This window comes from Kitasatospora sp. NPDC101235 (genome assembly GCF_044767505.1).
Classification (GTDB): Bacteria; Actinomycetota; Actinomycetes; order Streptomycetales; family Streptomycetaceae; genus Kitasatospora.
Genome location: NZ_JBIWNZ010000003.1, coordinates 231,157 through 244,172, shown reverse-complemented (window position 1 = coordinate 244,172; position 13,016 = coordinate 231,157). Strand labels below are relative to the sequence as shown.

Below are 13,016 nucleotides of genomic sequence, written 5' to 3'. Positions count from 1 at the left end.
GGACGGACCGGGCAGCGGGGTACCGGCATCCGTACGTTCCCGTCCGGATCGCGGCCCCGGCGATCCGGCGGCGGCGGCCCCGCCGGGCCGGACATCCGCCGGGCGACCGGCCGGTCCGGAAGAAGAGGTTCGACCAAACACCCCTCGACCACGTACACTCGCTGCTCGACGGCCCGCCGAAAAGACCGGAGCTTTCACCGCCTGTACAGACAGCGGGGGGAGATGCGGTAGGTTGGTCGCCACCGGAGCCGCGAGGCACCGTAGGGCAATAGCTCAATTGGTAGAGCACCGGTCTCCAAAACCGGCGGTTGGGGGTTCGAGTCCCTCTTGCCCTGCTGCTAGACCCGTTTCAGCCCGTTCGCTCCACAGGAGTGAGCGGGCTTGATGCGGAGATGGCACCGATCAGCACCGCTAGCCGACTGGCCGTGCCCCACCGGGTGCGTGGCGAAGCTCGGCAGGACCCGGATTCAGGTGAGGACGAGTGACGGAGACCACGGGCTCCACCGCAACGCCTGAGAGCGGCAACCCCGAGGGTGCCGACGGCGCTGCCGAGACCACGTCGACCGAGGGGTCGGGCAAGCGCGGCAACCGCGAGAAGAAGTCCGGCAAGCGGGCCAAGAAGGGCCTGTTCGCCCGCATCGGCCTGTTCTACCGCCAGATCATCGCGGAACTGCGCAAGGTCGTCTGGCCGACCCGCGGCGAGCTCACCAACTACACCGCCGTCGTGGTCACCTTCGTGGTGGTCGTGATGGCCTTCGTGGCCGGCCTGGACTACGGCTTCTCCAAGCTGAGCCTCTGGGTCTTCGGCTGACCGGCCGCCCCACCTCTCGAACAACCTCCCGACCCGGGCCGAATCCTCGGCCCGGGTCGAGCTGTCGGTGCCGGACGTACGCGCGGTTACCGTGGACTCGGTACTGTTGAAGTCTCCGAGACCTCACCTGGCGCCCGCGCGAGCGGCCGTACGCCGGGCGGGTCGAGGAGCGCGCCACCTTCACCATCTCCAGGAAAGAAGCCGCCACCGTGTCTGAGTCCCCCCTGTACGACGCCGACGAGACCGTCCGCGAGGCGGATGTCGCCGCCGAGCTGGACGCGGCCGAGCTGGCTGACGACACCGAGTCCGCCGAGCAGATCGTGGACGCCGCGGACAGCGACGAGGACGAGGTCGAGGCGTACGACGAGGCCGAGGCCGGCGAGCCCGCCGAGGCTGCCGCGCTGCACGTGGAGGGCGACGCCGAGTCCGCCGTCGCCGAGGAGTCCGTCGAGGAAGCCGCCGAGGCGGAGCCGGCCGAGGAGGTCGACCCGGTCGCCAAGTTCCGCGAGGACCTGCGCTTCATGCCGGGTGAGTGGTACGTGATCCACACCTACGCCGGCTACGAGAACCGCGTGAAGCAGAACCTGGAGCAGCGCGCCGTCTCGCTGAACGTCGAGGAGTACATCTTCCAGGCCGAGGTGCCGCAGGAGGAGGTCGTCCAGATCAAGAACGGCGACCGCAAGACCATCCGCCAGAACAAGCTTCCCGGCTACGTCCTGGTGCGCATGGACCTCACCCCCGAGTCCTGGGGCGTCGTGCGCAACACCCCGGGTGTCACCGGCTTCGTCGGCAACGCCTACGACCCGTACCCGCTGACCCTGGACGAGGTCGTCAAGATGCTCGCCCCCGACGTCGAGCGCCAGGCCGCCAAGGAGGCCGGCAAGGCCTCGCCGGTCCGCCCGGTCGAGGTCCAGGTGCTGGACTTCGAGGTCGGCGACTCGGTCACCGTCACCGACGGTCCGTTCGCGACCCTCCAGGCGACCATCAACGAGATCAACCCGGACTCGAAGAAGGTCAAGGGCCTGGTCGAGATCTTCGGCCGGGAGACCCCGGTCGAGCTCTCCTTCGACCAGATCCAGAAGAACTAGTCGTACGCTCTTCGGATTCGGGGCAGGGCCACGGGCCCTGCCCCGAATCCGTTTTGGTCCAGCGGCGCGGACGCGTTAGCCTGGTCCGATGTGTGTGCTGGCGGCCGGGTGTCGCCCCGGTTCCGCACGCACCAGCAATCACCTCTCGGAAGGACCCGGAGAGACATGCCTCCCAAGAAGAAGAAGGTCACGGGGCTTATCAAGCTCCAGATCAACGCCGGTGCGGCCAACCCGGCCCCGCCGGTCGGCCCCGCGCTGGGTCAGCACGGCGTCAACATCATGGAGTTCTGCAAGGCCTACAACGCTGCGACCGAGTCGCAGCGCGGCATGATCGTGCCGGTGGAGATCACGGTCTACGAGGACCGTTCCTTCACCTTCATCACGAAGACGCCGCCGGCCGCGCGCCTCATCCTGAAGGCCGCCGGTATCGACAAGGGCTCCAGCGAGCCGCACAAGACCAAGGTCGCCAAGCTCACCAGCGCCCAGGTCCGCGAGATCGCCACGACCAAGATGCCCGACCTGAACGCCAACGACCTGGACGCCGCGGAGAAGATCATCGCCGGCACCGCCCGGTCGATGGGCATCACCGTCGAGGGCTGATCTCTCCCGTCAGGGACAGATCGGCTCAGCCGTCCCCTGTGGTAGGGCCCGCGCAGGCCCGTGACACCACAACTCCATTCACCATTCAGGAGCAGCCATGAAGCGCAGCAAGGCCCTGAAGGCCGCGGACGCCCAGGTCGACCGCGAGCGCCTTTACGCCCCCCTCGAGGCCGTCCGCCTCGCCAAGGCGACCAGCACCACCAAGTTCGACGGCACCGTTGAGGTCGCCATGCGTCTGGGCGTCGACCCGCGCAAGGCCGACCAGATGGTCCGCAGCACCGTGATCCTCCCGCACGGCACCGGTAAGACCGCTCGGGTCCTGGTCTTCGCGACCGGCGAGCGTGCCGAGGCCGCGCGTGCTGCGGGCGCCGACATCGTCGGTGCCGACGAGCTGATCGACGAGGTCGCGAAGGGCAAGCTGGACTTCGACGCCGTCGTCGCCACCCCGGACCTCATGGGCAAGGTCGGCCGCCTCGGCCGCGTGCTCGGTCCCCGTGGTCTGATGCCGAACCCGAAGACCGGCACCGTGACCCCGGACGTCGCCAAGGCTGTCAACGACATCAAGGGCGGCAAGATCGAGTTCCGCGTCGACAAGCACTCGAACCTGCACTTCATCATCGGTAAGGCCTCCTTCACCGACGAGCAGCTGGTCGAGAACTACGCCGCCGCGCTGGACGAGGTGCTCCGCGCCAAGCCGTCCGCCGCCAAGGGCCGGTACATCAAGAAGACCGCCTTCTCCACCACCATGGGCCCCGGCATCCAGGTCGACCCGAACCGCACCCGCAACCTCCTCGTCGAGGAGGACCCGGCCGCGGTCTGAGCCCCAGTGCTCTAGAGCAGTCCGTACGGCGGGCCCGCACCCCCTTCACCCGGGGGTGCGGGCCCGCCGTCGTTCCCGCAACCGGGGCCGGGCCGGGAGCGCAGGCGGGCCGGAACGGTTGCCGGATCGGGACACCGGCGGATGGGAACAGCGGGCCGAACCGTCGTACGCTCTGCCGGTCAGACCACGTGGAGAAGCTGTGACCGCCGGAGTGTGCCGTGCCGCCCGCCCCTCGCCCCACCGTTCTCGCAGCGGCCCTGCTGCTGCTCGCCACCACCACCGGGTGCAGCCTGCTGGCCGCCCCGACCACCGGCACCCCCGGCGGGCCCGCGCCGGTGCCGCCCAAGCAGGTGGTGCTCGCGGCCGCGCAGATGCTGGACGACACCGGCAGCGCCCGGATCGACGTGGTGCAGGAGGGCCCGGGCGGCCGGCGCACCGCGAGCGGCTCACTGGTCTGGGGCGCCTCGGACGAGGCCGCACTGACCGTCACCGACGAACTGGGCAGCGGACGGCTGACCGTGAAGGACGGCGCGCTCGACCTCGTCTACCAGGGCGGCGCGGCCAAGCACGCGGAGCGGAGCACCGCCGAGTCGGTCGACCCCGGGGCGGGCCCCGACCCGGAGGGCTTCGCGGGCGGCTGGACGACCGCGCTGATCACCGGTCCGGGGGGCCGGGCGTACGCGGTCGCGCAGAGCGTCAAACTCGGCTCGCTCGGCGGCGAGCAGCTGGCCGGGGTGACCGCGGCGCACTACCAGGGCTCCGCGCCGGTGGCCGAACTGTTCGGCAAGGACGAGGAGTTGAGCCCGCAGCGGCGTGCGGCCACACTGGACTGGTACCGGCAGCACGGGGTGACGGCGATCGGCTACGACGTCTGGGTCGGGCCCGGCATGCAGCTGCTGCGGCTGCGTGAGACGGTCCGGGGGAGTGCGGGAACCACGGTGACCACGACCGATGTCTCGGCTCCCGGGGCGGCGGACGCGACGCCCGCCGCGGGCGGGTGACGGGGAGGGGATATCCGGTGCGTGGGGATGTCGACGATCCGTTAGAGTCCGCCCGAGAAGAACATGAGAAGAATTGATGATCGGTTCTTCTCATGGGGGATGCAGATCTCACGGGGGGTAGTTTCATGCGCGCTCTGCGCCTCGCCTCGGCCGTCGCCACGGCGGCCGTCCTGCTCGGTGCGGTCACCGCCTGCGGAAGCAGCGGCGGCAGTGGCACCGAGGGCGGTGACACCAAGTCCGGTGACACCAAGGGCGGCGACCCGCTCGCGGCGGCGCTGGCCGGGGACCCGAAGGCCGCGCTGGCCGCCTCCGCGGTGGTGATGCAGAAGGCCGGGAACGGCAAGGTCACCATGGTCCCGTCCAACCCCGACAACCCCGGCGGCACCGGCGACGCGGACTGGAAGGACCCGGCCAGGACGGCCGTGGACCTGGCCGGCGACATGGGGGGCAAGAACCTCCGGATCCGGGTGATCGGCACGGACGCCTACCTCGGCGGGGACGAGGCGGCCCCGGCCCTGGGCGGCAAGCACTGGGTCAAGCTGTCCTCGGACGAGACGGGCGACAGCTTCCGGGCGGCGGGCCAGATGATGAACCCGGTCGTCCTGCTCACCGTCGCGGCCCAGAGCGGAAAGCTCTCCAAGGTCGGCCAGGAGACCGTGGACGGCGTCCAGACCACCCACCTGCGGGCGGAACAGGACACCGCCGCGGTGGTCGCCGGGATGTCGTCGCTCCCGGCGGACCGGCGCCAGGCCGTCCAGAAGGCGCTGGAGGAGGACGGCAAGACCCTCACCATCGACTTCTGGCTGAACGGCAAGCAGGAGCTCGTCCAGTACCAGGAGTACGGCGAGAAGAACGGCAGCAAGGACGCCGTCACCGTCAAGTACGCGAACCTCGGCAAGGCCGCCGCGATCGCGGCGCCGGCCGCCGCCGACCTCGGCAACGAGGCCGACCTGCTCAAGCTGCTCGGCTGATCCCGCCGGACCGTACACCGAGCCCACAGGCAACAACCGGCTACCACCCCGGGAGCACCTCGCGCCCGGGTTCCTCAAGGGGGGAATCATGGCTGGAACCCGCAACACCGCCGTCGCCGTCGTCCTCGCCGCCCTGGCGCTGACCGCGACCGCGTGCAACAACAACGACGACAAGAGCGCCGCCCCGGCCGCGCCGACCACGGCCGCCGCCACCTCGGCCACCCCGTCGGCCGCCGCCCCGGCCACCGGCGCGAAGCCGCAGAAGGTCAGCCCGGCGGTCTTCCTGGAGCAGGTCACCCAGAAGACCAGCGCGGCCAAGTCGGCGAAGGTCGACGAGCTGATCAAGGTCGGCGAGACCACCATGAAGGGCAAGGGGGCGGTGTCCTGGGCCGACGGCCTGGAGGCCGACCTCACGATGGACCTGTCGGGCTCCCCGATGGCCAAGGTCATGGAGCCGGTGACCGGCGGACCGAACGTGCGGTACCTGTACACCAAGGACGCGATGTTCATGCGCATGGGCGGGAAGATCGTGCAGGACGGCGGCCCGCAGTGGGTGCGCTACAGCAAGGCCGACCTGGCCAAGGCGTCCGGCGGCTCGACCGACCAGCTCCAGAGCGCCGACCCGGTGCAGGGCGTGCGGACCCTGATCGCCAGCGGCAAGGTCACCGAGGTCGGCCAGGAGACGGTGAACGGCAAGGACGCCACCCACTACACCGGCGTGCTCAGCGCCGCCGACGTGGCCAAGGCCACCAGCCAGGGCATGACCCAGGCGCAGGTCGAGCGGCTCAAGAAGAACCTGGACGCGGCCGGCGTCACCAGCGACCAGATCGACGTCTGGGTCGACGCCGACCAGCTCGTGGTCAAGCGGCGCGAGCAGGCCGAGACCAAGGCCGGGACGATGGACATCACCGTCAACTACTCGGACTACGGCACCCCGGTGACCGCCTCCGCCCCGACGGACTTCATCGACCTCGCCGACATCCAGAAGGCCGGCGCCACCAGCTGATCCGCGCGGCCGGGGGGCGACGGGGTGCCGGCACCCCGTCGCCCCCCGGGCGGCGTGCCGCCGCCGGTCCCGGCTCGGCCGGCCCGGTGGATGCGTCCGCCCGAGGGGGCCGCCGCCGGGCGGACCGGGGACGGGTGGCAGGGTGGCCGGAACGAGGCCGCCGTCGGACGGGGCCGGGCGAGAGGGGAACGGACGATGGCGGGACGGCAGCGGTTGGCGGCGGTGGCCGTCGTCGTCCTGCTGACGAGCGGGTTGAGCGGCTGCAGCGGGGGCGGGGACGCACCCGCCACGCCGTCCGGCAGCCCCACCCCGACCAGCGCCTCGCCGTCCGCCGCCTCCCCGAGCGCCCACGCCAAGCCGACCGACCGCTCGCCGCACGGGGTGCTGCTCTCCGCCCAGCTGGCCATGCAGACCGCCCGCCGGGCCAAGGTCAGCTACCGGCTCGGCGCGGACGCCGGGTCCGGCCCGCTGTTCTGGCAGCCCAAGACCGCGCTCCAGATCAAGCGCTCCACCCCGGCCGAGGCCGAGCAGCTGATCGTCGTGGACACCGTCGCCTACCAGGGCGGGGACACCGCCACCGCGGCCCGGCAGGGCGGGAAGCACTGGGAACGCTTCACCGTCCCGCCGGACGCGGACGGCCACAAGGAGATCCCGTACGCCGGGCTGATCGACCTGCTGAACCCGGTCGAGGCGCTGACCGCGGCCACCGCCGAGGGGACGGTGCCCGAATTCGTCGGCGAGGAGAAGTTCGAGGACTCGACCGTCGAGCACTACCGGGTCACCACCACCGCCGAGAAGTACGCGGCCGCCCAGACCCAGCTGACCCAGTCCCGCCGGGACGGCCTGCGGGCCGCGCTCGCGCCCGGCGGCTCGCTCTCGCTCACCCTGGACCTCTGGCTCAACGACAAGGACCAGCTGGTCCGGCTCCAGCGCACCGGCAGCGGGGACAGCGGCCAGGCGGACGACTCGGTGCTCTACACCGACCTCGCCGGGGCGCTGCTCTCGGCGCAGGCGCCGGCCGAGACGGACACCGTGGACACCGGCGTCCGGACGGTCTCCCCGCTGGCCCGCTGAGCCGTTCCGGGCCGCGCCGAGGGGCCCGGGTTGCTCTGTCCGAGGGCGATTTGCACCTGACGAGCGGCTCCGGCTAATCTGACCGAAGCCAAAGACCGCTGGTTGTCGCCGCGCGCCCGTCAGGGAGCCGGTGGCCGAAGGATCTGCGCTTCGTCGCAGGCAGCCCGCGCAGGTGTGTCTGGAGCTTCGACTTCCGGGTCCGCGTTCGCGCGGTCGCCCGTCGAGGTCGTTCCGAGCCCCGTGCCCCTGCGCACCGGGGCTCATTGCATTTTCGCAGGAGCTTTCCTTCCGTCCGGTCGGTCCACGGCGACCTAGGTCGACTTTCGCGGTCGGCCCGACTTCGACATCACGGAAGGAGGCGTAAGCCTATGGCCAGGCCCGACAAGGCTGCTGCCGTCGCCGAGATCACGGACAAGTTCCGTGGCTCCTCCGCGGCGCTGCTGACCGAGTACCGCGGTCTCTCGGTGAAGCAGGTCAAGACCCTGCGTCGCTCGCTCGGCGACAACGCCGAGTACGCCGTGGTGAAGAACACGCTGACCAAGATCGCGGCCAATGAGGTCGGGATCACGGAGCTCGACGACCTGTTCACTGGTCCGACGGCTGTCGCCTTCGTCACCGGTGACCCGGTGGAGTCGGCGAAGGCTCTGCGTGACTTCGCCAAGGAGAACCCCGCTCTCATCATCAAGGGCGGTGTCCTTGACGGCAAGGCGCTGTCCGCCGATGAGATCAAGAAGCTCGCGGACCTCGAGTCCCGCGAGGTGCTGCTCGCCAAGCTGGCGGGTGCCCTGAAGGCCAAGCAGTCCCAGGCTGCCGCGCTCTTCCAGGCCCTGCCGTCGAAGCTCGTCCGCACTGTGGACGCGCTGCGCGACAAGGTCGAGCAGGGCGGTGCCGGTACGCCGGCTCCCGCCGCCGAGGACGCTGCCGCCGAGTAATTCGGCAGGCTCACGCCTCGCTGCGGGCCCGTACGCCCGCCCCACCCGTACATCCGGCACCAACCTGCCGATTTAGTGGAAGGACGCCATCATGGCGAAGCTGTCCCAGGACGAGCTGCTCGCGCAGTTCGAGGAGCTCACCCTCATCGAGCTGGCCGCCTTCGTGAAGGCCTTCGAGGAGAAGTTCGACGTCACCGCTGCCGCTCCGGTCGCCGTTGCCGCCGCCGGCGTTGCCGGCCCGGCCGCCGAGGCCGTTGAGGAGCAGGACGAGTTCGACGTCATCCTCGAGGCCGCTGGCGACAAGAAGATCCAGGTCATCAAGGAGGTGCGCACCCTGACCTCCCTCGGCCTGAAGGAGGCCAAGGACCTCGTTGACACCGCTGGTGCCAAGGTCCTGGAGAAGGTTGCCAAGGACGTTGCCGAGAAGGCCAAGGCTGCCCTCGAGGGCGCCGGCGCCAAGGTCACCGTCAAGTGATCTCGCGCCCCCTCTGAGGGGGCGTACGGCCGGGCCGACCACCCTTGCGGGTGGTCGGCCCGGCCTTTTCGCGTTTCCGGGGCGGGCCCGTTCGCCCAATCGGCCGGTCCGGGCCACCGGTGTGGCCGATCGGTCACTCGGCACCGTCGGTGCCGGGGGGTAGGGTGATCACCGTCGTCGAGGGCGGCCCCACCACGGCTTCTGTAACGCCGAGGGGGTCCGGATCGATAGACCGGTCGAGGCCCGCACCGTCGGTGGGCCCTTGACGAACCCGGCGGGGCGCGCGATTCTCAAGGCGCGAGTCCGCCCGGTTGGTTCGCCGCTGGATGCATAACCAGTGGCCCGGCGGGAAATGACTCCACGTGAGTTAGAGCAGTACCCGGTGGGCGCCCGCGCCCGCCGGCTACCGGGAGGAGTCTCCGATTCGGTCTCCGAATCAGAGCTGGACAGCAGTGTCGCCTTTGGCTACACTGTCCCTTTGCGCTGCCTGTTAGCTGCTCCGTGACTCGTCGCCCGGAGTTTGCGTTGCCCTGAAGGGGTCTGGCACCGCCTCCGCAAAGCGGCTCTGACCTGGGGTTTCGACTCCGGCAGAGGCCAGTGGCGAGGGAGGCGGCACCAAGCCCAAGCAGGCCCGGCTGGTACGCGCGTAGTGAGCTCCGAGCCCTCGGAAGGACCCCCCTCTTGGCCGCGCCGCGCAACGCCTCGAACAATTCCGCCGCATCCACCGCCCCGCTCCGCGTCTCCTTCGCGAAGATCAAGGAGCCCCTCGAGGTCCCGAACCTCCTGGCCCTGCAGACCGAGAGCTTTGACTGGCTGCTCGGCAACGCGGCCTGGAAGGCCCGGGTCGAGGAGGCGCTGGAGTCCGGTCAGGACGTCCCCACCAAGTCCGGTCTGGAGGAGATCTTCGAGGAGATCTCCCCGATCGAGGACTTCAGCGGGTCGATGTCGCTGACCTTCCGCGACCACCGTTTCGAGCCGCCGAAGAACTCCATTGACGAGTGCAAGGACCGCGACTTCACGTACGCGGCCCCGCTCTTCGTCACGGCCGAGTTCACCAACAACGAGACCGGTGAGATCAAGTCTCAGACGGTCTTCATGGGCGACTTCCCGCTCATGACCCACAAGGGCACGTTCGTGATCAACGGCACCGAGCGTGTCGTCGTGTCGCAGCTGGTCCGCTCCCCGGGTGTGTACTTCGACTCCACCCTGGACAAGGTGTCCGACAAGGACATCTACTCCTGCAAGGTCATCCCCTCGCGTGGTGCCTGGCTGGAGATGGAGATCGACAAGCGCGACATGGTCGGCGTCCGCATCGACCGCAAGCGCAAGCAGTCCGTCACCGTGCTGCTCAAGGCCCTCGGCTGGACCAACGAGATGATTCTCGAGGAGTTCGGCGAGTACGAGTCGATGCGCAACACCCTGGAGAAGGACCACACCCAGGGCCAGGACGACGCGCTGCTGGACATCTACCGCAAGCTGCGTCCGGGCGAGCCGCCGACGCGCGAGGCCGCGCAGACGCTGCTGGAGAACCTGTACTTCAACCCGAAGCGCTACGACCTCGCCAAGGTCGGCCGCTACAAGGTCAACCGCAAGCTGGGCAACGCCGAGTCGCTGGACTCCGGCGTGCTCACCGAGCCCGACATCATCGGTGCGATCAAGTACCTGGTGAAGCTGCACGCGGGCGAGACCGAGTGGCGTGACGGCGAGGGCCGCGACATCGTGGTCGAGGTCGACGACATCGACCACTTCGGCAACCGCCGCCTGCGCAACGTCGGCGAGCTCATCCAGAACCAGGTCCGTACGGGTCTCGCCCGTATGGAGCGCGTCGTGCGCGAGCGCATGACCACCCAGGACGTCGAGGCGATCACGCCGCAGACCCTGATCAACATCCGGCCGGTCGTCGCCTCCATCAAGGAGTTCTTCGGCACCAGCCAGCTGTCGCAGTTCATGGACCAGACGAACCCGCTGTCGGGCCTGACCCACAAGCGCCGTCTGTCCGCGCTGGGCCCCGGTGGTCTGTCCCGTGAGCGGGCCGGCTTCGAGGTCCGTGACGTGCACCCCTCGCACTACGGCCGCATGTGTCCGATCGAGACCCCCGAAGGCCCGAACATCGGTCTGATCGGCTCGCTGGCCTCGTACGGCCGGGTCAACGCGTTCGGTTTCATCGAGACGCCGTACCGCAAGGTCGTCGACGGTGTGGTCACCGAGCAGGTCGACTACCTGACCGCCGACGAGGAGGACCGCTACGTCATCGCCCAGGCGAACGCGCCGCTGACCGCGGACCTGCACTTCGCCGAGCCGCGCGTCCTGGTCCGCCGCCGTGGCGGCGAGATCGACTACATCCCGGGCTCCGAGATCGACTACATGGACGTCTCGCCGCGCCAGATGGTGTCGGTCGCGACCGCCATGATCCCGTTCCTCGAGCACGACGACGCCAACCGCGCGCTCATGGGCTCGAACATGATGCGCCAGGCGGTGCCGCTGCTGAAGAGCGAGGCCCCGCTGGTCGGTACCGGCATGGAGTACCGCTGCGCCGTCGACGCCCAGGACGTCATCACCGCCGAGAAGGCCGGTGTGGTCCAGGAGGTCTCGGCCGACTACGTCACCGTGGCCAACGACGACGGCACGTACACCACGTACCGCGCCGCCAAGTTCACCCGCTCCAACCAGGGCACCTCCTTCAACCAGAAGGTGCTCGTGGACGAGGGCGCCCGGGTCGAGGTCAACCAGGTGCTGGCCGACGGCCCGTGCACCGACGAGGGCGAGATGGCCCTCGGCAAGAACCTGCTCGTGGCGTTCATGTCGTGGGAGGGTCACAACTACGAGGACGCGATCATCCTGTCGCAGCGCCTCGTGCAGGACGACGTCCTCTCCTCGATCCACATCGAGGAGCACGAGGTCGACGCCCGTGACACCAAGCTCGGCCCCGAGGAGATCACCCGGGACATCCCGAACGTCTCCGAGGAGGTCCTGGCCGACCTCGACGAGCGCGGCATCATCCGGATCGGCGCCGACGTCGTCACCGGCGACATCCTGGTCGGCAAGGTCACCCCGAAGGGTGAGACCGAGCTGACCCCCGAGGAGCGCCTGCTCCGCGCGATCTTCGGCGAGAAGGCCCGCGAGGTCCGTGACACCTCGCTGAAGGTCCCGCACGGTGAGTCCGGCAAGGTCATCGGCGTGCGCGTGTTCGACCGCGAGGAGGGCGACGAGCTTCCCCCGGGCGTCAACCAGCTGGTCCGCGTCTACGTGGCCCAGAAGCGCAAGATCACCAACGGTGACAAGCTCGCCGGCCGCCACGGCAACAAGGGCGTCATCTCCAAGATCCTGCCGGTCGAGGACATGCCGTTCCTGGAGGACGGCACCCCGGTCGACATCATCCTCAACCCGCTGGGTGTCCCGTCCCGAATGAACCCGGGACAGGTCCTGGAGATCCACCTCGGCTGGCTCGCCAAGCAGGGCTGGGACGTCTCCGGCCTCGCCGACGAGTGGGCCAAGCGCCTTCAGGCGATCGGCGCCGACCAGGTCGAGGGCGGCACCAACCTCGCCACCCCGGTCTTCGACGGCGCCCGCGAGGACGAGATCACCGGCCTGCTGGACAACACCATCCTCACCCGTGACGGTGAGCGCCTGGTGAACTCCACCGGCAAGGCCCGGCTGTTCGACGGCCGCTCCGGCGAGCCGTTCCCGATGCCGATCTCGGTCGGCTACATGTACATCCTCAAGCTGCACCACCTGGTCGACGACAAGCTGCACGCCCGTTCGACCGGTCCGTACTCGATGATCACCCAGCAGCCGCTCGGTGGTAAGGCGCAGTTCGGTGGTCAGCGCTTCGGTGAGATGGAGGTGTGGGCCCTCGAGGCGTACGGCGCGGCCTACGCGCTCCAGGAGCTGCTCACCATCAAGTCCGACGACGTCCTCGGCCGGGTCAAGGTCTACGAGGCCATCGTCAAGGGCGAGAACATCCCCGAGCCCGGCATTCCCGAGTCCTTCAAGGTTCTCATCAAGGAAATGCAGTCGCTCTGCCTCAACGTGGAGGTGCTGTCCTCGGACGGCCAGTCCATCGAGATGCGGGACTCCGACGAGGACGTGTTCCGCGCCGCCGAGGAGCTCGGCATCGACCTGTCCCGGCGCGAGCCGAGCAGCGTCGAAGAGGTCTGACGGAGGTTGGGCCGGCCGCAGCAGCGGTCGGCCCGCCCCCAGGCCCCCCTCAGACCACATGAACGACTCTCGACTTACGA

General features: G+C 69.6%; 11 protein-coding genes and 1 tRNA gene. All 12 read left to right on the top strand.

Features of this window, described 5'->3' with window-relative positions:
* Nucleotides 1-262: 262 nt before the first annotated feature.
* The 12 genes from ACIRRH_RS07230 to rpoB all read left to right on the top strand — a co-directional run bounded on the left by ACIRRH_RS07230 (nt 263) and on the right by rpoB (nt 12,936).
* Nucleotides 263-335, top strand: a tRNA-Trp gene (locus ACIRRH_RS07230).
* Nucleotides 336-481: 146 nt separating this feature from the next.
* Nucleotides 482-811: a preprotein translocase subunit SecE gene (gene secE / locus ACIRRH_RS07225; RefSeq protein ID WP_403062929.1), complete on the top strand. Its 330-nt coding sequence runs from the start codon at nt 482-484 to the stop codon at nt 809-811.
* Between the two features lie 209 nt (nt 812-1,020).
* Entirely contained in the window at nt 1,021-1,899 is an 879-nt protein-coding gene (gene nusG / locus ACIRRH_RS07220; protein ID WP_403062927.1) for a transcription termination/antitermination protein NusG, read from the top strand.
* Nucleotides 1,900-2,064: 165 nt separating this feature from the next.
* Entirely contained in the window at nt 2,065-2,499 is a 435-nt protein-coding gene (gene rplK / locus ACIRRH_RS07215) for a 50S ribosomal protein L11 (protein ID WP_207809812.1), read from the top strand.
* A gap of 97 nt (nt 2,500-2,596) precedes the next feature.
* Entirely contained in the window at nt 2,597-3,319 is a 723-nt protein-coding gene (gene rplA, locus ACIRRH_RS07210) for a 50S ribosomal protein L1 (RefSeq protein WP_207809814.1), read from the top strand.
* A gap of 218 nt (nt 3,320-3,537) precedes the next feature.
* Nucleotides 3,538-4,320, top strand: a complete 783-nt coding sequence (locus tag ACIRRH_RS07205; RefSeq protein ID WP_403062924.1) for a hypothetical protein — start codon at nt 3,538-3,540, stop codon at nt 4,318-4,320.
* A gap of 125 nt (nt 4,321-4,445) precedes the next feature.
* Entirely contained in the window at nt 4,446-5,291 is an 846-nt protein-coding gene (locus tag ACIRRH_RS07200; protein ID WP_403062921.1) for a hypothetical protein, read from the top strand.
* A gap of 88 nt (nt 5,292-5,379) precedes the next feature.
* Nucleotides 5,380-6,297, top strand: a complete 918-nt coding sequence (locus ACIRRH_RS07195) for a hypothetical protein (protein WP_403062918.1) — start codon at nt 5,380-5,382, stop codon at nt 6,295-6,297.
* A 195-nt stretch (nt 6,298-6,492) separates the two neighbouring features.
* Nucleotides 6,493-7,371, top strand: a complete 879-nt coding sequence (locus ACIRRH_RS07190; protein ID WP_403062915.1) for a hypothetical protein — start codon at nt 6,493-6,495, stop codon at nt 7,369-7,371.
* Nucleotides 7,372-7,739: 368 nt separating this feature from the next.
* The gene (gene rplJ, locus ACIRRH_RS07185; protein WP_207809823.1) at nt 7,740-8,303 is read left to right on the top strand and encodes a 50S ribosomal protein L10; all 564 of its coding nucleotides are present in this window, start codon (nt 7,740-7,742) and stop codon (nt 8,301-8,303) included.
* Between the two features lie 91 nt (nt 8,304-8,394).
* A complete protein-coding gene (rplL, locus tag ACIRRH_RS07180) occupies nt 8,395-8,778 on the top strand; it encodes a 50S ribosomal protein L7/L12 (RefSeq protein ID WP_403062911.1) in 384 nt (127 codons plus the stop codon).
* 681 nt (nt 8,779-9,459) lie between these two features.
* Nucleotides 9,460-12,936, top strand: a complete 3,477-nt coding sequence (rpoB, locus tag ACIRRH_RS07175; protein ID WP_224278208.1) for a DNA-directed RNA polymerase subunit beta — start codon at nt 9,460-9,462, stop codon at nt 12,934-12,936.
* Nucleotides 12,937-13,016: the final 80 nt, after the last annotated feature.